Origin of the sequence: Rhizobium sophoriradicis (genome assembly GCF_025200795.1) — a bacterium.
Lineage (GTDB): Bacteria > Pseudomonadota > Alphaproteobacteria > Rhizobiales > Rhizobiaceae > Rhizobium > Rhizobium sophoriradicis.
In genome coordinates this window covers 2,283,564-2,303,744 of the sequence record NZ_CP104152.1, presented here as the reverse complement: position 1 = coordinate 2,303,744, position 20,181 = coordinate 2,283,564, and the positions used below count along the sequence as shown (strand labels likewise).

General features: G+C 55.6%; 18 protein-coding genes. 8 read left to right on the top strand and 10 right to left on the bottom strand.

Translation table 11 applies throughout. The features are described from left to right. Nucleotide 1: 1 nt before the first annotated feature. The 6 genes from ku to N2597_RS11485 all read right to left on the bottom strand — a co-directional run bounded on the left by ku (nucleotide 2) and on the right by N2597_RS11485 (nucleotide 7,430). Entirely contained in the window at nucleotides 2-907 is a 906-nt protein-coding gene (gene ku, locus N2597_RS11510) for a non-homologous end joining protein Ku (protein ID WP_183599745.1), read from the bottom strand. 218 nt (nucleotides 908-1,125) lie between these two features. Then, nucleotides 1,126-3,951 (bottom strand): TrlF family AAA-like ATPase, encoded by a 2,826-nt coding sequence (locus N2597_RS11505; RefSeq protein ID WP_183599743.1) that lies wholly within the window; start codon nucleotides 3,949-3,951, stop codon nucleotides 1,126-1,128. Nucleotides 3,952-4,098: 147 nt separating this feature from the next. Continuing rightward, a complete protein-coding gene (locus N2597_RS11500) occupies nucleotides 4,099-4,719 on the bottom strand; it encodes a hypothetical protein (protein ID WP_183599741.1) in 621 nt (206 codons plus the stop codon). A gap of 42 nt (nucleotides 4,720-4,761) precedes the next feature. Then, nucleotides 4,762-5,811: a PIN domain-containing protein gene (locus N2597_RS11495; protein WP_183599739.1), complete on the bottom strand. Its 1,050-nt coding sequence runs from the start codon at nucleotides 5,809-5,811 to the stop codon at nucleotides 4,762-4,764. Between the two features lie 220 nt (nucleotides 5,812-6,031). After that, on the bottom strand, nucleotides 6,032-7,132 hold the full coding sequence (dinB, locus tag N2597_RS11490) for a DNA polymerase IV (protein ID WP_183599737.1): 1,101 nt from the start codon (nucleotides 7,130-7,132) through the stop codon (nucleotides 6,032-6,034). A 7-nt stretch (nucleotides 7,133-7,139) separates the two neighbouring features. After that, nucleotides 7,140-7,430: a hypothetical protein gene (locus tag N2597_RS11485; protein WP_225881482.1), complete on the bottom strand. Its 291-nt coding sequence runs from the start codon at nucleotides 7,428-7,430 to the stop codon at nucleotides 7,140-7,142. 329 nt (nucleotides 7,431-7,759) lie between these two features. Between N2597_RS11485 and N2597_RS11480 the strand changes: the two genes are divergently transcribed. Genes N2597_RS11480 through N2597_RS11470 form a run of 3 tightly spaced genes read left to right on the top strand, consistent with a single transcriptional unit; the run spans nucleotide 7,760 to nucleotide 13,210 of the window. After that, nucleotides 7,760-8,515, top strand: coding sequence for an ImuA family protein (locus N2597_RS11480; RefSeq protein ID WP_183599731.1), 756 nt, complete (start codon nucleotides 7,760-7,762; stop codon nucleotides 8,513-8,515). Then, complete coding sequence (locus N2597_RS11475) at nucleotides 8,436-9,950, top strand: Y-family DNA polymerase (protein WP_183599729.1); 1,515 nt, start codon at nucleotides 8,436-8,438, stop codon at nucleotides 9,948-9,950. The genes N2597_RS11480 and N2597_RS11475 overlap by 80 nt, the downstream gene beginning before the upstream one ends. After that, nucleotides 9,947-13,210, top strand: coding sequence for an error-prone DNA polymerase (locus N2597_RS11470; protein WP_183599727.1), 3,264 nt, complete (start codon nucleotides 9,947-9,949; stop codon nucleotides 13,208-13,210). Before N2597_RS11475 ends, N2597_RS11470 begins: the two co-directional genes overlap by 4 nt. 324 nt (nucleotides 13,211-13,534) lie before the next feature. On the opposite strand, the gene N2597_RS11465 is transcribed toward N2597_RS11470, so the two are convergent. Next, nucleotides 13,535-13,819 carry a hypothetical protein gene (locus N2597_RS11465; RefSeq protein WP_183599725.1) on the bottom strand — a complete coding sequence of 95 codons (285 nt, stop codon included), beginning with the start codon at nucleotides 13,817-13,819 and terminating at the stop codon, nucleotides 13,535-13,537. 276 nt (nucleotides 13,820-14,095) lie between these two features. Here N2597_RS11465 and N2597_RS11460 point away from each other — a divergent pair, with 276 nt between their 5' ends. Next, entirely contained in the window at nucleotides 14,096-14,536 is a 441-nt protein-coding gene (locus tag N2597_RS11460) for a hypothetical protein (RefSeq protein WP_183599723.1), read from the top strand. A gap of 63 nt (nucleotides 14,537-14,599) precedes the next feature. After that, on the top strand, nucleotides 14,600-15,373 hold the full coding sequence (locus tag N2597_RS11455; protein ID WP_183599721.1) for an SOS response-associated peptidase family protein: 774 nt from the start codon (nucleotides 14,600-14,602) through the stop codon (nucleotides 15,371-15,373). Nucleotides 15,374-16,062: 689 nt separating this feature from the next. Here the strand turns inward: N2597_RS11455 and N2597_RS11450 are convergent. The 3 genes from N2597_RS11450 to N2597_RS11440 all read right to left on the bottom strand — a co-directional run bounded on the left by N2597_RS11450 (nucleotide 16,063) and on the right by N2597_RS11440 (nucleotide 17,804). Continuing rightward, nucleotides 16,063-16,413, bottom strand: coding sequence for a DUF982 domain-containing protein (locus N2597_RS11450; RefSeq protein ID WP_183599719.1), 351 nt, complete (start codon nucleotides 16,411-16,413; stop codon nucleotides 16,063-16,065). 292 nt (nucleotides 16,414-16,705) lie between these two features. Further along, on the bottom strand, nucleotides 16,706-17,218 hold the full coding sequence (locus tag N2597_RS11445) for a hypothetical protein (RefSeq protein ID WP_183599717.1): 513 nt from the start codon (nucleotides 17,216-17,218) through the stop codon (nucleotides 16,706-16,708). A gap of 250 nt (nucleotides 17,219-17,468) precedes the next feature. Beyond that, nucleotides 17,469-17,804, bottom strand: coding sequence for a hypothetical protein (locus tag N2597_RS11440; protein ID WP_183599715.1), 336 nt, complete (start codon nucleotides 17,802-17,804; stop codon nucleotides 17,469-17,471). Nucleotides 17,805-18,495: 691 nt separating this feature from the next. On the opposite strand from N2597_RS11440, the gene N2597_RS11435 reads away from it, so the two are divergent. From N2597_RS11435 to tnpB, 3 genes are all read left to right on the top strand, one after another. Then, on the top strand, nucleotides 18,496-19,296 hold the full coding sequence (locus N2597_RS11435; RefSeq protein ID WP_341356174.1) for a thermonuclease family protein: 801 nt from the start codon (nucleotides 18,496-18,498) through the stop codon (nucleotides 19,294-19,296). Nucleotides 19,297-19,444: 148 nt separating this feature from the next. Next, entirely contained in the window at nucleotides 19,445-19,807 is a 363-nt protein-coding gene (tnpA, locus tag N2597_RS11430) for an IS66-like element accessory protein TnpA (RefSeq protein ID WP_009996987.1), read from the top strand. Further along, nucleotides 19,804-20,151, top strand: coding sequence for an IS66 family insertion sequence element accessory protein TnpB (gene tnpB, locus N2597_RS11425; protein WP_009996986.1), 348 nt, complete (start codon nucleotides 19,804-19,806; stop codon nucleotides 20,149-20,151). Before tnpA ends, tnpB begins: the two co-directional genes overlap by 4 nt. Nucleotides 20,152-20,181 lie beyond the last annotated feature (30 nt).

Below are 20,181 nucleotides of genomic sequence, written 5' to 3'. Positions count from 1 at the left end.
CTCAGCTCGCCTTGCGGTGCGCAGCTGGCGCGGACCCAGATTTCGGAGCTGCCCGTTGGGCCTTGGCACGGCCGGTGCCCGCGTTGGCGTTGGCGGCTGTTCGCTTGGGCTTATCGGCCGTTTTCATCATACCAGCGCTCTCGCGCAACGCCGCCAGCAGTTCGTTAGGCTGCGATACCTTGACCGGCTTCTTCTTCGGCAGGGAGCGACCGTCGATCTTCGCTTTGACCAATTCTGCCAGAGCGCTCTCGTAGCGGTCGTCGAATTCGGCCGGATTGAAGCTGCCCTTTTTCGTGGAAATGATGTGCTTGGCGAGATCGAGCATCTCGCCCTCGATTTTCATTTTCGGCATTTCCTCGAATGCCTTGGCGCTGGACCGGACTTCATAATCGTAATTGAGGGTGGTCGCGATCAGCCCTTTCCCCTGAGCGCGGATGAGAACAGTCCGCATGCGTCGGAAAAGCACCGTCCTCGCTATCGCCGCGACCTTTGTTTTGCGCATGCCGTCGCGCAGGGCTGCGAATGCGTCCTCCGAAACCTTGTCGGTAGGGGTGAGATAGTAGGGCTTGTCGAAATAGACGTCGTCGACATCCGAGCAGGGAATGAAAGCCTCGATCTCCAGCGTCTTGTTGCTCTCCGGAATGGCGGCTGCCACTTCTTCGGGATCAATCATGACGTATTGACCGTTCTCAATCTCGAAGCCTTTGACCTGGGCTTCGCGCGGCACGGGGTCGCCGGTTTCGCTGTCGACGAACACACGGTTCACTCGGTTGCCGGTGGCTTTATTGATGGTGTTGAAGGCAATCCGCTCTGAAGTGCTTGCGGCCGTATATAGCCCGACTCCGCAACTCACTTCGCCGAACCTGATGAAGCCCTTCCACTGGGCGCGGTGACCGCCGCCTGGCATGACGCTTTACTCCCGAATCAACGAGTCGCGACTCAATTGTTTCGGGGCCGATTCGTTCCGAATCAAAGCAATGCATAAGCCGCTTCGAAGTGACCGCCGTCCTCCGACCACGGCACCACTATCCGCAGCCCTTGGAAAAATAGCGATGGCTTTCTCAGTGCCTCAAGTCTTATTCATCGCTTGGTAAATGGCTTCACTAACCCGCCGCCTCATTGGCATCAAACACCGTATTTTTCTCGACGACGCCTGAAGGCTTCAGAACTCCCTTCCAGGATCAACTCTACTGCTCTCTGGACCGGATGACGATCCAATGCGCCAACGGTTAGCTCATTTTCAATTGTCTTCTGGGTGCCACGGCTGTCCCTGACTTCGAGCGGCACTATCAACTCGGCGTCTCCGTTGACGGGAACGTTTGCATTATGGGTCACGACGATGATCTGCCGTTTCTCTTTACTTGCCCGAAGCATCGGGACAAGCTGCTCGAACACAAACTCGTTATCCAAATCGTCCTCGGGCTGATCAATGACAATGGGGCACGTGCCTTCAGCGAGGAGAAGTGAAAGGACTGTGGTTGCCTTCTGACCAGCGGATAACTTTCTACCCACGAGATCACCAACTCGTTTTCCGTCTTCGCGGCGGTTCAGGCTAACGGTAACGGCATCTGAAATACGGTTCGTTCGAAGCTCGTTGATGTCGCACTCGCTCAGCCATTCGCCCATAGAAGTCAGCTTCTTTGGTTGCACATCATCAGCTGGAAAACCAGGCGGCGTTCCGCCGAGCTTTATCCAACTTTCGATCACATCCAACGGCGATTGATCGCTCTGCAGTCCCACATCGAACGCTGCCTTGAGCATAGCTTCCCAGTCCGCCTGACTCACAATGCGTTTGTCTTTGTGGTGAGCGGCCATCAATTCGGCAAAACTCTTAAAATCACCATGCTTCGTTATTTCGGACTTGACCGTAGGAGTTCCAATTTTTGTTTTGGTGACTTGGCCGTTCAGTCGCGTCGCCATGTCCTGCCGTAGTTCGAATTGCCGCTTCCAGATATCGAGAAGCTTGCTGGTGTATATTGTGTTGAATTCCTCGCGATTGGAAACAATTTCGGCCAAACGCTTTTCTTGCGCGACGAGCTGTGACTGCGCTGTCTCGCGGCGGCGGAACAGCTCGTCGTAGGCCTCGAAACTGATACCCATTTCTGCCAGTTCTTTGACCGTCGCTTTGTTCTCGGCGTCGATCTTTTCGAACTCGGTCTGCCAGGCGGCGCGTTCATCCGAATTGGAAAGAATGGTCAACGCTTGCTTAACATTGGCCACGACGTTCGCAATTTCAGTCTGGAAATCGGATAACGCTTTTTCGACTCGCTGGCGGTGACTGTTGAGGAACGAGGTATTCTCCCCTGGCTGATCGGCCTCCTTGTAGCTGAACGCGTTGCCCACGACCGTTGTGGAATACCGATCAACATGCTCTGTCGCCGCACCTTCGAGCCCAATAAGGTATTGTCGTTCGCCATTCCACTTCGACCACTTCTCAAGGCCGGAGCTTCTTCCTTGAATGGCCTCGATCTGCGCATTCAGGTTAGAGATATCGGCGACCAGCTTTCCCCGCGCAGATGCTACGTCCGGTTCTTGCCGTAGCGACTCATTAAGGTCGCGCAGGCGTCGCACGACATCGCGCTCCTCGTTTTTAAGGGCTTCCAAAGGCGCTAGGATTAAGTCGTCAATGATGGAGGCCTGTTTTTGAGGGTCATTCGCAATCGCTTCGATTTGGCCCCGGCTGTAAATCTTGATTGGTAGGTAGGTGTTTATATCACCAAAGCTGGCATCTATGCCTTTCGCGAGACCGTTTTCGACCGACAACAGTATTTTCTGGTTTTTAAAGTCGGCCCCTTTATTGTAGGTCACCTCAACCATTGACCCCGGAAGGCCCAGCGTGTCGCGCACGTTCTCAAAATCGATGAAGAGCTGACTTTTGGTATCCGTCCCTAGCGCGTTCTCTTGCTCCAACGCGATGCGGAGGTACTCCACCAGGGTAGACTTTCCTGTTCCGCGCCCACCTATCAGTGTCGTCAGGTTTTGGCTGAAGTGTATCTCCTCATCTGCTAGAAATTTTGCTCCCCCGATCCTGATGCTTTCGATATGCGGGTGAGTATGAGCCAACTCCGGTCGACCTGGATACTCGTCTGACCTGCGGATGCGGGATTCGTGGTCGAGGAACGCCTGCCGAAGTGCTTCGATTGATGGCGTACTCATCTTTATCCAGGTATATTTCGATCCAATAGCATTGCTTGACAGGTCGTTGGCGACCAAGGTTTTCGCGTCCGACGACATCACACAGCATATTGAACGTGTTCGCTTCCAACCGGGTTGGCAATCATCGCCGTTTCCAAACAACTTCTGGAACGCCTTGTTCATCTTGCTTGGCGATTTCGGCACCTCCACCGCGAGCAACTCCGGATTAGTGAACTCCTTTTGTTGGAGCCATTCCGCAATCTTCTCGCCGTCAAAGATACCCGAGTTGGATTGGATGTGGGGAAGCACAACAAGGCCGCGCTTTCCGCCTTTTTCCTTGGAAGCCTGGATGATGCGAATGATTTCGTCCAAAGATTTCGTCGAAGGCTCATGTTGCCCCGACTCGTTCTGGCGCGGTGAAGGTACGCCGCATTCGGTTAGTATGTGATCGAGATGTTCCAGGTTAGCGTTCGGCTCGAACAACGCGAGCACATGAACACCCTTGCCAACGTTCGCAGTGAATTCGAATCCAGGAAAGATGACAAGTTCGTAGCCAAACTCTTCGGCAAATTTCTTCGCTTTTTGCTGGAAGACGGGTATGTGTTGCTTCGATACGAAGTTGTGCTCCGTCAAGGCAATAACTTCAAGATCGACCTCGTAGCACCTGCGAATGTATGCTTCCGCAGCGGCTTCAACTGTCTGGTGCCCTTCTCCGACCCAGTGGCCGGTATCGAACGGCGTCTGCATCTGTAGATCACATTTGAAGAATCGAGAGCCACGATATTTTTTGAGGGGACGACCGTTATCAGCCAGCATCAAATCACCATTGAGCTTACGAATGGTTCATTGAAGTGTATTTCGATGTGGAAGACAATCAGCTGTAGCAACTCAGCGTGTTAAGCCACAACTTTTCGTATTGTCGTGTGAGACGATCTGGCATCGTGCCTCGAATTGTCAGGCCAACTAATTTTTCTCAGTGGGCCTTCCTCTCGGCGGCAATTCATAGTCTCGGCTACCAAAAATTCGTCTCAGTTTGTTTTGCATGAATTCTGGCGAATATTGAGGGCCGCTTGCTAGCCCAATCGACACCAGAAATTTCCACCAGTCGTTACGGACTTTTTCGAAAGTTTCGTAGGCTGATGCTCTGTCTATATTGGATGAACCAACGTGCCTCAGCGAGAAGGTAGAGGGCACGTCTTCGTCGCCGTCCTCCCATTCCAAGAGAACTTCGCCGCCTTGCCAGTCCTCGTCTCTGTGGTTCGCGTGTTTTGACGTATTCGCGACATCGGCGCAAATGCCCTGACCAGGAACGTTCTGGCGAACCAGAGTGGAGAAGCCAGAAACTTCCTTGCCTTCAGATCGCATCTTCTTGATCCACGCGATCTTCGCCCATTGTTCCAAACTCCAAGCTGCAATGCAGACATTGATGGCTGCAAACGCGAGGGGCTGCCGTTCCTTCGGATAAGAGCGCTGGATGTCCTGAAATTGTTCGACATCCCAGCACAGCTTCTCCCACATAGTAATTGAATCAACGACCAGCACGGTGTGAACTTCGGGGGGCTTGCTTGGAGACTTACGGGACATCGATTTTCTCGTTTATCAGGTCGGTTCAGCTTTTTGAAATCGTCATTGGAAGATTGCTCGTTTTGTCAGAAGCTCTTTTTCGACAAATCGCCCGGTTGAGGTATCGATGCGCACGTAAACTTTGAGGTGCACATGGTCGCTAATCGCGTCGGTTGCGGTCGTCACGTACTGAGCGTCACCTTCTTCGACGTCAGGGTCTTCGTAAATGTAGTCTACGGAGGCTTTCAGGACGCATGGTACATCAAGAATAAGAGAGACGAAGACATCATCGATTGCCGCGAGAGTGTAGCCATCAACAGCCAACACCTCGTCAATCCAGATGTCCTTGACGCTCCCATCCGTTAGGTCGCCGAAATAGAGGCCTTCAAGATAAGGCGCTTCGTTCAACAGTGCCTCAGTCAGCTGATCATCGAATCCGGGATGGTCAAAAAGCTGGTCAACTAACGGCTCCAGATCAATGTCACTTTCGGCAGCGCACGACGCCAGGAGGTCATCGATGGAACTTAAAGGGATCAGCGCTGGGTGCGATCCTGCGGCGGAGCGAAGCTGCGCATCCCCTGACACGACGTACATTTTTGCGGAGTTTTCGTCGCAAAAATTTGCAAGCGCCTCTACCATAAAGGCGTCTGGAAATTCCTTGCTGCCTCGTTCTGCGAATGGGGCAGCGCCTGCAAAATATTTTTTAAAAATCCTGGAAGCCGGTATCTGTTGCGCCAAAATGTGATTGGAGTTGAAGTCGTTGACGATGACGTCCAGAAACGCTTTCCACAGAGAATGGCCCAACTCTTTATCGTCGATTTCCGGAAGCTTGGGAATGGCACTGCTCAATTGGGACATGCGTTGAAAGTCGCGGGCAATTTTCTTCAACCGCGCAGCGCGTTCCGAAACCAGTTCCATGATTTGGCGGTTGACTTCAGCGTAAGTGATGTCTGTGGTGTGAAGGGCGAGCTTCCCAGCCAGAATATAATCTCCAAAGACTTTGAACTGGCTGTTGCGGACGTTATATCCCGCCCGCCTATAAACCTCGGTATCGAGAAAAACATGCCTGGTCCTTAGAGGTAGAACCTCCTGGCGGGTGGGTTTAGAACTCACTGCTCGCTCCTGTTGTGACAAACCTTTTATCGGTTGGCGACATGTATTCGGCAAGGTGATACTCGGAAAAGGTGAGGCCCTTACGCGTCGAGACACCAGATTTCATCGACCGATCAAGCCGAGCAGGCTGATGTATGGAACGAGACGGCGGCGGCGGGTACCCCGGATGCCCCCTACAACAATCTCTGCGAGGTGCGACATAAAGCGAGTTGGCCCCGAGCTAGGTGAACAACAGAAGCTGTGGCGGTTCATGCTTAGCCGCCCGGCGCTCCAACGATGACAGCGTCACCCCGAGCAGTCTGATCCCTCGGTTGACCGGGAAAACCGCGTGCAGAAGCAGGTTCACTGCCTCCTCCAAGTCAGCAAGCGACCCGAACGGCATCGCTGTCGTCTTGCTGCGCGTGATCTGAGTGAAGTTAGCGTACTTCACCTTCAACGTCACGGTTTTGGCGCTGATTTCGTTGGCATCGCAATAGGTCCATACCTTCTCGATCAACGGTTGGATGCCTTCCCGGGCCGGATCGAACGAATGAATGTCGACCATAAACGTGTCTTCTGCGCCAACGGATTTCCTCACGCGATCTGGCTTGACCTGCCGGTCGTCAAGGCCGCGTGCGATGCCATAGAAATAAGGCCCAGACTTGCCGAAGTGTTCGATCAGGAAGTCGAGGCTGCGAGCTTTGAGGTCAGCTCCGGTCTCGATGCCAAGTCGATGCATCTTCTGCGCCGTTGCTGGGCCGACGCCGTGGAATTTCTTGACGGTAAGGCCCTCCACGAACGCCGGGCCGTTCTTCGGAGTGATCACCGCCTGTCCATTTGGCTTGTTGAGATCGCTCGCCATTTTCGCCAGGAACTTATTATATGAAATTCCGGCAGACGCGTTCAGCCCGGTCGCTGCCTTGATCTTGGCGCGTATCTCCTGCGCGATCTCAGTCGCGATTTCCATGCCCTTTAGATTGTCGGTGACATCGAGATATGCTTCGTCGAGCGATAGTGGTTCGATCATCGGCGTGTATTCGGCGAATATCTCCCGGATTTGCTGCGAGACCGCCTTGTAGACATCGAAACGGGGCCTGACGAAGATCAGGTCGGGACATTTGCGCTTGGCAGTGACTGATGGCATTGCCGAATGGACGCCAAACTTGCGGGCCTCGTAACTTGCGGCAGCAACGACGCCACGCGCTTCTGACCCGCCGACAGCGACTGGCTTGCCGCGAAGATCGGGATTATCGCGCTGCTCGACGGAGGCGTAAAAGGCATCCATGTCCACATGAATTACCTTGCGCTGTCGATTGCCGTTGTCGCGTGTCGCATCATCCATGGTTTAATCAGGTGTCTTGATTATCTGAAATTCCATCATCTTCGCGGTCCTCTTTCTTGTCTGGCGGAAAGCGCAGCAGCTCCTGCTGATATTCAAGGTCCGCAATTTGGTCGAACAACATTTGCTCGTAGTTTGAAAGGACGCTCCCGAGATGCGCCAGACAGTCGATGGGCAGCTCACTGCCGTCATCGGTTGCCACCCTGACCCTTCCTGCATGGACCGTCTGAAGTTCACTCTTCGCAAACTCGATCTTCGATCCAATCGCCGCGATGCGCAGTTCTTCGGGGGTGGTTGCCAAATGGCGTTACCACCAATTTCTGCAGGTTTTCGTCGAAAGAGGCCACATTCTCTGCCATCGGATATTCTCCTCTTCAACCCGGCATCGGACGAACCACGGCCAGTTCATCTTAGGTATTTTTTCTTATCGATGACATTTTAGCAACTGTGGATGTTCCGTTGTTAGGCGGTTGAATCCATTCGTTCTTCGGCTCAAGCGATATTTGTCAGGTTGCAGTTCGCTGAACGCTCGCCTGAATATGCACATTGACTCACATTCCGATAAGGAACAAACAAAGAACATATCCGCTTTTGAGCGAGATGAAAACCTGATTTTAGCAAGGGCTCCGTATGGCGCAGAACGCGGCGAACGCCATCATTTCCGATCTTCGAGATCGCATCCAGCACCTCGAAGGGACGGTCGCCCGTGCCAAAACCGTCTTGCCGTTCGGTGTTCGCGAAATCGACGGGCGACTTCCCGGCGGCGGCTTGGCATATGGTGCGATCCACGAATTCGCTGGAGGAGGAGCAGGCGCGATTAATGGTGCGGCGACAGCGTTGTTTGTCGCGGGCATCGCAGCTCGCACCAAAGGCAAGGTCGTCTGGTGCCTGGCTCGCCCGGACCTGTTCGCCCCGGCGCTTGCTCAGGTCGGCCTTCATCCAGATCGGGTCATCTATGTCGAAGCGATCAAGGAGGAGTTCGTCCTGGAAAGTTTCGAGGAGGCGCTTCGTTTCGGTGGCCTTGGCGCTGTGGTCGGCGAAGTGGTCCGGCTGCCTATGACCGTGTCACGGCGGCTCCAGCTTGCAGCCGAAGGGTCCGGGACCGTGGGTCTGGTGATCCGACGATGGCGGCGGCCGACCGAGGCCGGAGATTTCGGGCATCCGACGGCTGCGACCTCACGCTGGCGCATATCAGTCCTACCATCGGACCCGCTTCCGGTGCCAGGTGTCGGCCGAGCGCGATGGCTGGCTGAACTGATCAGGGTGAAAGCAGGAGAGAGCGCAGATTTCGTCATAGGTGCATGTGATGACCAGGGTCGTATCAGTATTTCTTCCGACGCTGCCGACGGATCGGATCAGACGCGCCGATCCCTCCATTCCGGCTGAAGCGCCGCTTGTCATTGTCGCCCGGAGTGGGTCGAAGCGGTGGCTGTCCGCCGTCGATGCGAATGCCGCCAAGCTCGGTTTGCACGTTGGCATGGCCGCTGCAAAAGCGCGGGCGCTTGTTCAGGGCTTGCACATGGTTGACGCCGATCCCGCCGCCGATCTTGCCGCACTCGAACGCGTGACGCTCTGGGCGCTGTCTCAATACTCGCCGGTTGTGGCAGCCGATCCTCCTGATGGCATCGTGATGGACACAGAAGGAGCCGATCATCTGCAAGGTGGCGAGGAGCTGATGCTGTCCGGTCTCGTGAACCGGTTTCGTGCACGCGGTCTGCCAGCTCGTGCTGTCATTGCCGATACCTGGGGAGCTGCATTCGGGCTGGCGCGGTCCATGAGGGCGGAGACGAAGGTTATTCCAACAGGGAAAACGGCAGATGCCGTTGCACGGCTTCCTCTTTCGTCGCTGCGGCTGAGCGCCGAGGCGATAGTCAGCCTGCGTACGCTCGGCTTCAAGACCATCGGGGAGCTGGCTGCAACAGCGCGTGCGCCGCTCATCCTCCGCTTCGGCCCTGAGATTGGCCGCCGTCTTGACCAGATGTTCGGCCGGGTCGCCGAGCCCATTGATCCGATCCGATGTCCCGAGATCATCGAGGTCCAACGTGCTTTCGCCGAGCCAATTGCAGCTGCGGAGACCATCGGAAAATACATCGCGCGGCTCGTAACGAAGCTCTGTCTGGAACTTCAGGCAAAGGGGCTGGGCGTCCGGCGCACTGACCTGATCGTCCACCGGGTCGATAACACGATCCAGGCGCTCAGGGCCGGTACCGCCAAGCCGGTGCGAGATGTCGTCTGGTTGACCAAGCTGCTGCGTGACCGCATCGAGAAGATCGATCCCGGTTTCGGCATCGAAAAACTCTGTCTCGCGGCCACCATGGTCGAGCCACTCGATGACAAGCAAATGGCATCCAGTCTGGTTGAGGATGCCACGGTTGACGTCGGGGCGTTCGTCGATGTCCTGGGCAACCGTGGAACCTATCGCATCTATCGCTTTGCTCCTGTCGCGAGCGATGTTCCCGAACGTTCAGTTCAGCGCATATCCGCCGTCGCCGCTGAGGTTGGGCAAACCTGGCCAACAGTTTGGCCCCGTCCGATCCGGTTGATGGATCGACCGGAACTGATCGAGGTCATGGCCCTGCTACCTGACCATCCACCCGTCTGGTTTACCTGGCGAGGGAAGCGGCGGCGCGTCAAACGGGCTGACGGCCCCGAGCGCATCTTCGGCGAATGGTGGCAACGAACATCGGAATGGACGGCCGTTCGGGACTATTTCACCGTCGAGGACGAGGCCGGTGAACGCTACTGGATTTTCCGGTCCGGTGACGGTGTCGATCCGCAAACCGGCTCCCATCGGTGGTTTCTTCACGGGACATTCGCATGAGATACGCCGAACTCCAGGTCACAACGCATTTCAGCTTCCTGCGCGGCGCATCGTCGGCGGAGGAGCTGTTTGCGACCGCAAAGGAACTTGGCGTCGAGGCTCTTGGCATTGTCGACCGCAATTCGCTGGCAGGCATTGTGCGGGCACTGGAGGCGTCTCGTGCCACAGGCCTGCGGCTGGTTGTCGGTTGTCGTGTCGACCTGCAGGACGGCATGTCGATGCTGGTCTATCCAACGGACCGGGCTGCCTACTCCCGACTGACCCGGCTGCTGACACTCGGAAAGGGCAGAGGCGGCAAAGCCAAATGTATTCTAACGCTCGATGACGTCGCCCTCTACGCGGAGGGGATGATCGGTATCCTCGTGCCCGACCTGCCGGACGAGACCTGTGCGATCCAGCTTCGAAAGATGACCGAGGTCTTTGGTGATCGGGCCTATGTTTCGCTTTGCCTGCGCCGACGGCCAAATGACCAGATGCGGCTGCATGAAATTTCCAACGCGGCAGTCCGGCACCGGGTGAAGACCGTCGTCACCAACGACGTTCTGTTCCATGAGCCGGGCCGCCGCCAGCTGCAGGACGTCGTAACCTGCATTAGAATGCGCACGACTATTGATGATGTCGGCTTTGAGCGCGAACGGCACGCAGACAGGTTTATCAAGCCGCCAGAGGAATTGGAGCGTCTTTTCTCCCGGTACCCCGAAGCGCTCGCCCGAACGATGGAAATCGTCGAGCGCTGTCGCTTCAGCATGGAAGAGTTGACCTATCAGTATCCGGAGGAGGCTATCGTTCCCGGCAAGACGGCACAGCAGTCGCTTGAGCAATTTGTCTGGGAATGCGTGCCACGCCGTTATCCGGAAGGGCTGCCAGCTCATGTCGAAAAGACCATCCGGCACGAACTCGCGCTGATCGAGACGATGCGTTACGCCCCCTATTTTTTGACGGTTTTCTCCGTCGTCCGGTTTGCCCGTTCCCAGGGCATCCTCTGCCAGGGGCGCGGTTCTGCGGCGAACTCTGCTGTCTGTTATGTGCTAAGTATCACCTCCATCGATCCCGACACCAACGACCTCCTGTTCGAGCGCTTCGTCAGCCAGGAACGCGATGAGCCACCGGACATCGACGTCGACTTCGAGCACGAACGTCGGGAGGAGGTCATCCAGTGGATTTACAAGACTTATGGGAAGCACAAGGCGGCGCTCTGTGCGACAGTCACACGCTATCGCACAAAGGGAGCGATCCGCGACGTCGGCAAGGCGCTCGGTCTGCCTGAGGACCTGATCACAGCGTTGTCATCAGGGGTGTGGGCTTGGACTGAGGAGGTCGGAGAGAAGCAGGTCAGGGACCTCAACCTCAATCCCGAGGACCGGCGTCTTGCCCTGACGCTCCAGCTCGCTCAGCAACTGATGGGAGCCCCACGCCATCTCGGACAACACCCCGGCGGCTTTGTCCTGACACATGATCGTCTGGACGACCTGGTTCCTATCGAGCCTGCGTCGATGGTGGATCGCCAGGTCATCGAGTGGGACAAGGACGATGTCGAGGCGCTGAAATTTATGAAGGTGGACATCTTGGCACTCGGCATGTTGAGCTGCATGGCCAAGAGTTTTGCGTTCCTCGCCCAGGAGAAGGAGATCGATCTCGATCTCGCGACAATCCCGCAGGAGGACCCGGCTACCTATGCGATGATCCGCAAGGCCGACACGCTCGGCACCTTTCAGATCGAAAGCCGGGCCCAGATGAGCATGCTGCCGCGCCTGAAGCCAAAGACTTTCTACGATCTGGTGATCCAGGTGGCCATCGTTCGACCCGGTCCCATCCAGGGGGACATGGTGCATCCCTATCTCCGCCGCCGGGAAGAGAAGGAGAAAGTCGAATACCCGACGCCCGAGTTGGAGGCGGTTCTCCACAAAACGCTGGGTGTGCCGCTGTTTCAAGAGTCGGCGATGCGGGTGGCGATGGTCTGTGCAGGCTTTACCGGTGGTGAAGCGGACCAACTCCGGAAATCGATGGCTACCTTCAAGTTCACGGGCGGTGTCTCGCGATTCCAGGACAAGCTCGTGAATGGGATGATCAGAAATGGCTACACAAGAGAGTTCGCCGAGAAGACCTTTAGCCAATTGGAAGGATTCGGGTCTTATGGCTTTCCAGAAAGTCACGCCGCAAGCTTTGCGCTGATCGCCTATGCGTCGAGCTACATCAAATGCCATTTCCCCGACGTCTTCTGCGCGGCGCTTTTGAACTCTCAGCCCATGGGCTTTTATGCACCGGCCCAAATCGTCCGGGATGCTCGGGAACATGGCGTGGAAGTCCGACCGGTTTGCATCAACCAGTCACGGTGGGATTGCACACTGGAAGCTATCGACGGCTCGGACCTTCATGCCATCCGCCTTGGCATGCGCATGGTGCGCGGCCTAGCCACGGCGGATGCGGCTCGGATCGTTGCCGCGCGTGCCGATCAATCCTTCGACAGCGTCGATGACATGTGGCGACGGTCTGGTGTGCCTGCAGCGTCGCTGGTGGAGCTTGCAGAAGCAGATGCTTTCTTGCCGTCTCTCGGGTTCGAACGGCGTGATGCGCTTTGGGCGATCAAGGCACTGCGAGACGAGCCTCTGCCACTCTTTGCAGCGGCGGCCGAACGAGAGGCCAGAACGATTGCCGAGCAGCAGGAGCCGACGGTCGAGCTGCGGCAGATGACCCAGGGGCACAATGTCGTCCTCGATTATGGGCACACCGGGCTGACGTTGCGCGAACATCCCGTCAGCTTCCTTCGTCAGGAGCTTGCTGAACGGCGCATCGTCACCTGCGCTGATGCGATGTCGGCTCGCGATGGCCGGTGGCTGATGGCAGCGGGATTGGTGCTGGTGCGCCAACGACCCGGTTCGGCAAAGGGTGTGATCTTCATGACCATTGAAGACGAGACCGGCGTCGCCAACGTCGTCATTTGGCCGAAGCTGTTCGAGCGGGCCAGACGCGTTGCGCTCGGGGCCTCGATGATGGCGATCAACGGCCGCATCCAGAGGGAGGGCGATGTTGTTCACCTGGTAGCGCAGCAACTGTTTGACCTGTCGGGAAGTCTGACGAGCCTCACAGATCGCGATCTGGAATTCAGGCTGCCGACGGGGAGGGGCGATGAGTTCGACCATGGCACGCCGGGCAAGCCGGATTCGCGGGAGCCGTCAGGGCAGGGAATGAAATCGCGGGATATTTTCATTCCGGACCTGCATATCGATCAGCTCAAGGTGAAGAGCCGGAACTTCCATTAGCGTTCAGGCGAACTTACTAGCGCTTGCATGTGATTTTCCAAACTGAGTAACCACATTTATTTCCCCCCTTACTATAGAGCTGAACCGCCGTATAATTTCCGGACAATTCCGATTGTTTGCATACACGTTCCGCCCAATCCTTGACTGTATAACAATATGTATAAGCTTCAGTGTTGGCTGGGCATCGAGATTGGTATTCTCCTTCACACAATGCGAAAGATGGCAAATCTTGGGCTAACGTGGACGATGGAGTCCCCAAAATTGCAATAATCGCCAACGCCATCAATCGCATATCATTTCTCCGCTCCACGTGGACACGAGTTACTACTTTTTGCAAGCAACTGTTAAAACGCGGTAGTCACAAACTCCTTTCGGTACCTTTTGCGTAACAATAGGCAGGAGGTTGTAGGTCGGAGGATCGCCTGCGCCACAAATCGCCTCTGCCAATTTCTCAACATTGGTACCGCAAGTGTAAAAGTAATCGTGCTTTTCCGGGCAATTTCTCTTATATCTGCCCACACAGATGACAGCGTCGCCGTAAGCGACCTCAGGTTCCATCGCCGCACTGAGTAGAAAAATCGTCAGCAGCGTTGGGGGCAGTTGCGCCATTTTTTCGATCCATGACTTCTGTGAGTACATTTAACGTGATATCTTGCAATCATTAGTCATTATAAGCATTTTTACACTTTAGCCAAGTACAGCTTTTCTACCTCTTCTAAGTTGGCGGGGGCAATTAAGGTGAGCCTAAAGATTGGAGAGTTTCCGGAGGACACTCCGACCAAAACCTGTGCGATTTGTGGGGCAACTATGCCGACCCCCGCAATCAAGTGCGTCAAATGCGAGAGCTTCCAAGGCTGGCGGCGTGTTGCTTCTACAAACACAACTATGGTTGCATTGATAACAGCACTCCTTTCAGTCGCTACCACCTCGGTGCCCGCTCTATTTAAGCTCCTTTCTTCAGATCGATCAAATCTCCAAGCTTCTTACGGTGGAGATGATACAGAAGCGGGTCTTTTCCTGCTCGTAACAAACGGCGGAAACGGTCCTGGAGCTATTGCCAAGGTCGAAGTGATCGTCAATTTAGGGGAAAACAAAAAAATCTACGAGGCAGACGTTTCGCCGGAAACGGTGCCAACGGTGCTGCCAAAAACGAGCACCCGACTTCGTTTTATGGTCGATGTCGGAGCAGACAAAGATATATTTCAAGCGTTTCAAGGTTGGGAAGCCGCCAAATGTGAGATCGTTGCTTCGACGTTGGAGTTCAATAGAGAGAGCCAATCATACACATTCGAGATGCCATGCAGGTCACTCCGCCCGTTGAATTAACAGGCGGGTTGGCCAGGGTTGCCCTAAGGTATAAGCTTGCGAGACGGAAAGGTTAATGCATCCATGTGCAATCTCTACCGCATGGAGGACAAGGACTGGGTCAGCAAATGGGCGCAGGACGCAGAGAGCCTGATCAACCTTATGCCTGCCTACCAGATGAACCCCGACCAGGCGGGACCAATTATCCGCAACACAGCCGACGGCCGCAAACAGCTCGTGCATGCGCGGTGGGGATTGCCGTCACCGTTTTTCGCGATCAAGCAAGCGGCTGAAGCCCGGGCCGAAAAATTGCGGCAGAAGGGCGAGCCGGTCGATATGGAGGTGCTGATCCGGATGGAGCCGGATAAGGGCACCACAAACATCCGAAATCTCAATCTTCCGCATTGGAAGAAATGGTTTGGCGTCCAGAGCCGTTGCATCGTACCAGTGACCTCTTTTGCCGAGCCGGACCCCGCCAGCAAGGAAGAGGGTGGCAGTACGCCGAACGCCTGGTTCGCGCGTGACGTAAGCAAGCCACTGATGTTCTTCGCGGGTGTTCACGTCCCCCAGTGGCAGAGCGTTCGGAAAGTGAAGGACGGCCTGACGACAGACGATCTCTATGCTTTTTTGACGACCGATCCCAACGATGTGGTCAAGCCAATCCATCAGAAGGCAATGCCGGTCCTGCTCCTGACGAAGGAAGAAACTTATGTCTGGATGAGTGCACCCTGGGAGGAGGCGAAAGCGCTGGCCCGGCCGCTGGCGAACGACCAGATTATGGTGACGGCACGGGAGCCCTATGGTTCGACGATTGTCTCCTCGTCGGGGGAGCCGGTGTCGCCGCCGAACCTTCTCTGAGCCCGCGCGTCGTTAAGCGAACTCTTGCCGGGATCGATTAGCCGGTGCTTCGACGTCATCACCAAGCTGGCGCGGAGGAATTTCCATGTCGCAAATGTTCTACAGACCGTCCGAAAAGCTGAACAGCGGTTGCGCTCGTCATGGAATCTACCTCAAGCCCAACCCGTCGATGAGATCGGCTCTGCCAATACGAAGGAGAGCCGAGACCACCTCGTTCTTTTCGTCTGGCGGAGTTTGCTGAAGCTCTGCCGCGACAGCTTCCAAAACCTGGATGTCATCATCCTCCGTGGATGTGGCGGAACGCCGATCTAAATAGGAAATGACGATTGCCAAGGCGACGGCCAAATTAGACATATACCCTCTTCGATAAAGCCCGCATATAGACCAACAGCGGCACTAAGCCGTAGCCGATATATACCGTAGGCGATCTAAAAACGTTCTGGATGATTCCGTAAGCTCGGCGCACGGCGGTCTCGTTGACGTGGTAGGCCGCAGCGATCTGCGGGGTGGATTTAGCCTGTCGTTTTTTAGATGCGGCAGCCTAAGCGATGGTCAGACCAGCCTCCAGGTTGGGTCTTCGCCATTCTCGATTTTGTGGATCACGAAGCCGAGGGAGCTTTTTGCTCCTTCAATGGTTCCGGCTGAGCCCGCGAACCGACCTGCCGACGTGCGTAACCACCAATACCAGCCTAACGCCACAATGACAGGCGAGTTGCCGTTTGATGAGGGCTTGCTTTACGTTCGGGAGGATACTCCCATTGCCGCTCGGGCAGGGCCTGTTGGACGACGATCAGAGCTGTGATACCCGCCTCATCGGCCGCACGCAAAAGCGCCTCCCGGAATTGCTCCGGGGCAATCTTCCCGGTAATTGCGTCGCCGCAGGCTTTTACAGCGGCGACATATTCCTCGCCATCATCGCAAGGCCAGTCTTTGAGCAGGAGATGCGCTGCGTCGCCCAGCGTCCGAACGATCTTGCGAGTTGCCGGGCCGCGCAAAGCAAGCGCGACCGGCGTGAATGCCGATGACGTATTCCAGCACATGTCCCCAACCCCTCAAGACACCGATACTGCAACCCCGTCTGCAATATACGCGGGTATTCTAAAATTTGGAATTGAAAAATCTACAAGCGACACTGCCTGAACGGGAGCTGTCAAAAACAGAAGAATGGGCGTTTCACGATCAAACGCCGCCTTGCGAACGAGAGATCCGGCTGGGAGAAGACTTACTGTGCTATTGGGTTTTTCGGGGGATTACGTAGAAAAACCACCAAACTAATTCATGGATGCTGTAACTCGCCTAAGTTGGTCTACCTCAACAAGTTCGCAAATCATTTCAAAAATTGCACTGGACGGCCGAACATTTCACAATCACCTCTTGCCATTCGTAGTACCACAACAGGCCGTGCGCGATAACAGTTGAGACGGCGACAACCAATATCATCTGTCCGAGCGTGAAGGATTTCGAAAACCTAAACCGAGCTAGAAGTAGGCAGCTCGTCATTCCTGCCGGAAACATCAAAACTGGCAGCAATGAAACAACTGCGGATTCAAATCTGTCTTTCGACGAACAGCACAAGAAGTATTTGTGGTCTTCCGAAAGCCCAAGGATGACCTCGGTTACGGCTATGTACCCACTCCAAGCCACCGACACGGGGCCAAGAAGAAACCCCGCGACAGCGACGACCAGGAATGCCCCGAAAAACAGGATCGGTTCCAGGCCGATCATAAAACCGAATGTTTTCAGAACGAGGAAGATCGGCGATGCCAGAACACAAAGCAACGTCGCCGAGGCCCAAGCCCACGTTTGTCTCCGAGTTCGAAGGTCGACTTCCACTTGCACATCCATGCGTGATCCCTCAAATGTGAAAAAGCAAAACGACAGGTGCTGTTAGCAGGGCGAGATCGCAAAGCCATCACGAAAAAGGATCATCCAGGATAAACGTGGCATCGAAATCTTCCGAATAGGGGCACGGTGTCATTGCGATGCCGAGGCCAACTTTCTCGCCGGTTTCGATCCGTAATGGATGAGCGCTCGCTAGCGATGTCTCAACGCTCCTGCAAGCGAGAGGTTCTCATAGCGCAGGTCCGCTGCAGCATCATGGACTTCGAACGAGCGCCGGTTTTCCCGCAATCAGGCGGTCGAGTTGAACAAGAGAAATCCCAGGGCATAACGCTAGTTTCCATGCTGCAAAGTATTCTGGATGGGGTGACACAACGCGATTGTTCACGGTCACGGCGTCTGTCCTGTCCCCGTGTTCGATTATGAACTGCAGGTGTTGAATTGCCATACCGCGTAGAATGCTTGAATGAACATCAAGTCGCTCGAACGCATCTAGGTCCGCATAATCATTTTCCCCAGTCAGCATTTGCAACAGATCGGCTGCAAATCCGTGATCGATAAGCCATGCGATTTTTTCGTCAATTTCAGACATCTGTTACCTGGAACCCGAATTGTTATCCGTTTCTAATAGTCCGGCGAGCGCTTACCATTTGAGTCTGGCATGTCTGCAGTTCTACATTCCGACCACCGAAAACTACGACGAAAATCGCAACCGAAATTAAAAAAAAGCATGCAATTTTCAACGCAGTGCGGCGGGAACGTTGGCATCGCCTCGTGGCAAAACCCCAACTAGGCTGCTTGCAAGGAGAGGGCGCTCGACGACCTAATGCCGGAGCGCCCCAAGCTGCATGGCCTTTGTTGCGATGTGGCCGACAGCAGCACGCCAAATGACGAGATTCGGATCGAAATGCAACTCGGCTTGGCAATATGGATGGCCTACACAGCACACGTTTTCGTAATCGTGCGTTTACTAGCTTTTATGCTGAACCCGGGCGCACCTTGGAAGCGATGGTTGTTTTGTTTAGAGTGAAAAAACTAACAAAGGTTGTGCCCGGTGCTCTTCATTTCGATTGGACTTCTTATAGCCCACGTTGCCCTTGCAGCAGCGGTGTTCGCCCTTGGCGGCGAGCATCCATGGATGCTCGCGCTCTTGCTCGGCTGGTATGGCATCGCCATGATGGGGTTCATCGCGGCCGTTTGGGTTCACTATAAGAGAGCCACCCGACGCGTGGGGTTGTCTCACTAAAATGCGTGGCACCTCAAACTCGAAGCCAGGCGGCGCGGTGCTCGTTCTGTTCGAGACGGAACACCTCAAAAGCAGCATTCGAACTGCGCTCACGCAGGCGACACTGACTCCTTGGCAGCGGAACTTCCTGTCGGACGTGCTCGCCAGGTTGGAGAGGTATGGCAGCAAGACGCGCTTAAGCGACAAACAGCTTTCCAAACTGCACCAAATTCTCGGCGGTGAAGGAACGGGTCGTCCAGTAGTGCGGCAGGAGCCGCGAACGGCTGTAAACACACGGCTCTTCCGACATCGCCCACGCTCGTATCTGTCGCGGAAGGCCGCCTGGGGGCGCAGGAGACTTGTCCGCGACATTATGATCGTGGCTATAATCGCACTGGTTGGCCTTTTCTATTCACTATTCGAAATCGGCAAAACGACATTTCAAGGTGCTGCCCAGCCGTCGTCCGTTGCGTCGGTACGGTCCGACCAAGCATTCACGATCACCGACGGCGATACGGTCCAAGTCTCGGGAGAGCGGGCAGGGACACGCCTGGTCGGCTTCAATACGCCGGAGAAGTTCTCGCCCCAATGTGAACATGAGCGCCGACTTGGTGAGCGAGCATCGGCACGGCTTCGGGAACTGGTAGCCAGCGGCAGTGCGCAGCTGACCAAGGTCGCGTGCTCGTGTCCGCCGGGCACGGAAGGTACCAGTAAGTGCAATCATGGACGATCCTGCGGAACGCTGCTGGTCGACGGCAAGGATGTCGGAAATATCCTGATCAGCGAGGGCCTTGCCGTGCCGTTCATTTGCGGAGAGACCAGCTGCCCGCCAACGCCTCGGCCGTGGTGCAAAGCATAATTTCGCAAAATCGGGAGTAACCGGTGTTCTGCCTCCCATCGACCGTGAGCGTACGGTGAGCTGTTTTTGCTGATCGGCCAAATCAGGCGATGTTCTGGCATTAGAACCAGCATTAGTGCTGACATTAATACCAGAACGAAGAGGTTTCATGGCTCGCATAGAGATCATGTCCGGTACCGAGCGCAGACGGCGTTGGTCGGACGAGGCGAAGCTGAGGATACTTGCGGAAGCTGATGAGCCCGGTGCTCGCATTGGCGATGTGGCGCGCCGGCACGACATTCATCCGGGCCAGATCCGCTTGTGGCGGCAATCATTCAACTATGCCGATCGGCCGACGGTGTTCCTCCCGGTGGAAATCACGGAGGAGGTTGGCGTAAGCCAGCCGTCTACCGCATCAACAAGGCCGACGATCGTTGAGATCTTGCTTCGAAACGGTCGGAGCTTGAAGGTTGCGGTTGACGTTGAGTTGAAGCTGCTTGGCCCGCTCGTCGCTTGCGTGGAGGCGGTATGATCGGCCCATCGGGGAATGTGAGGGTCTATCTGGCCTGCGGAGTGACCGATATGCGGCGTGGCATTGATGGTCTGTCCGCGCTGGTCGAGACGGTCGTGAGGGAGGCACCGGGCTCGGGCGCAATCTTCGGCTTTCGCGGAAAACGCGCGGACCGGATCAAGCTTCTTTGGTGGGATGGCCAGGGGTTCTGTCTGTTCTACAAGATTTTGGAGCGCGGATACTTTCCCTGGCCGACGGCGAAAGAGGGTGTAGCGCACCTGACGCAGGCGCAGCTTTCGATGCTCGTTGAGGGGATCGATTGGCGACGCCCGGCGTGGACTTCCGCTCCCGGCCGAACGGGATAAAAGCTATATTTTGCAGGGGCATGGGAAGCT

Bases quoted from the DNA above. Each gene is read 5' to 3' on its own strand.
- ku (WP_183599745.1), bottom strand. From the start codon at position 907: ATGCCAGGCGGCGGTCACCGCGCCCAGTGGAAGGGCTTCATCAGGTTC.
- N2597_RS11505 (WP_183599743.1), bottom strand. From the start codon at position 3,951: ATGCTGGCTGATAACGGTCGTCCCCTCAAAAAATATCGTGGCTCTCGA.
- N2597_RS11500 (WP_183599741.1), bottom strand. From the start codon at position 4,719: ATGTCCCGTAAGTCTCCAAGCAAGCCCCCCGAAGTTCACACCGTGCTG.
- dinB (WP_183599737.1), bottom strand. From the start codon at position 7,132: ATGGATGATGCGACACGCGACAACGGCAATCGACAGCGCAAGGTAATT.
- N2597_RS11480 (WP_183599731.1), top strand. From the start codon at position 7,760: ATGGCGCAGAACGCGGCGAACGCCATCATTTCCGATCTTCGAGATCGC.
- N2597_RS11475 (WP_183599729.1), top strand. From the start codon at position 8,436: ATGACCAGGGTCGTATCAGTATTTCTTCCGACGCTGCCGACGGATCGG.
- N2597_RS11470 (WP_183599727.1), top strand. From the start codon at position 9,947: ATGAGATACGCCGAACTCCAGGTCACAACGCATTTCAGCTTCCTGCGC.
- N2597_RS11465 (WP_183599725.1), bottom strand. From the start codon at position 13,819: ATGGCGCAACTGCCCCCAACGCTGCTGACGATTTTTCTACTCAGTGCG.
- N2597_RS11460 (WP_183599723.1), top strand. From the start codon at position 14,096: ATGGTTGCATTGATAACAGCACTCCTTTCAGTCGCTACCACCTCGGTG.
- N2597_RS11455 (WP_183599721.1), top strand. From the start codon at position 14,600: ATGTGCAATCTCTACCGCATGGAGGACAAGGACTGGGTCAGCAAATGG.
- N2597_RS11450 (WP_183599719.1), bottom strand. From the start codon at position 16,413: ATGTGCTGGAATACGTCATCGGCATTCACGCCGGTCGCGCTTGCTTTG.
- N2597_RS11445 (WP_183599717.1), bottom strand. From the start codon at position 17,218: ATGGATGTGCAAGTGGAAGTCGACCTTCGAACTCGGAGACAAACGTGG.
- N2597_RS11440 (WP_183599715.1), bottom strand. From the start codon at position 17,804: ATGTCTGAAATTGACGAAAAAATCGCATGGCTTATCGATCACGGATTT.
- tnpA (WP_009996987.1), top strand. From the start codon at position 19,445: ATGGCTCGCATAGAGATCATGTCCGGTACCGAGCGCAGACGGCGTTGG.
- tnpB (WP_009996986.1), top strand. From the start codon at position 19,804: ATGATCGGCCCATCGGGGAATGTGAGGGTCTATCTGGCCTGCGGAGTG.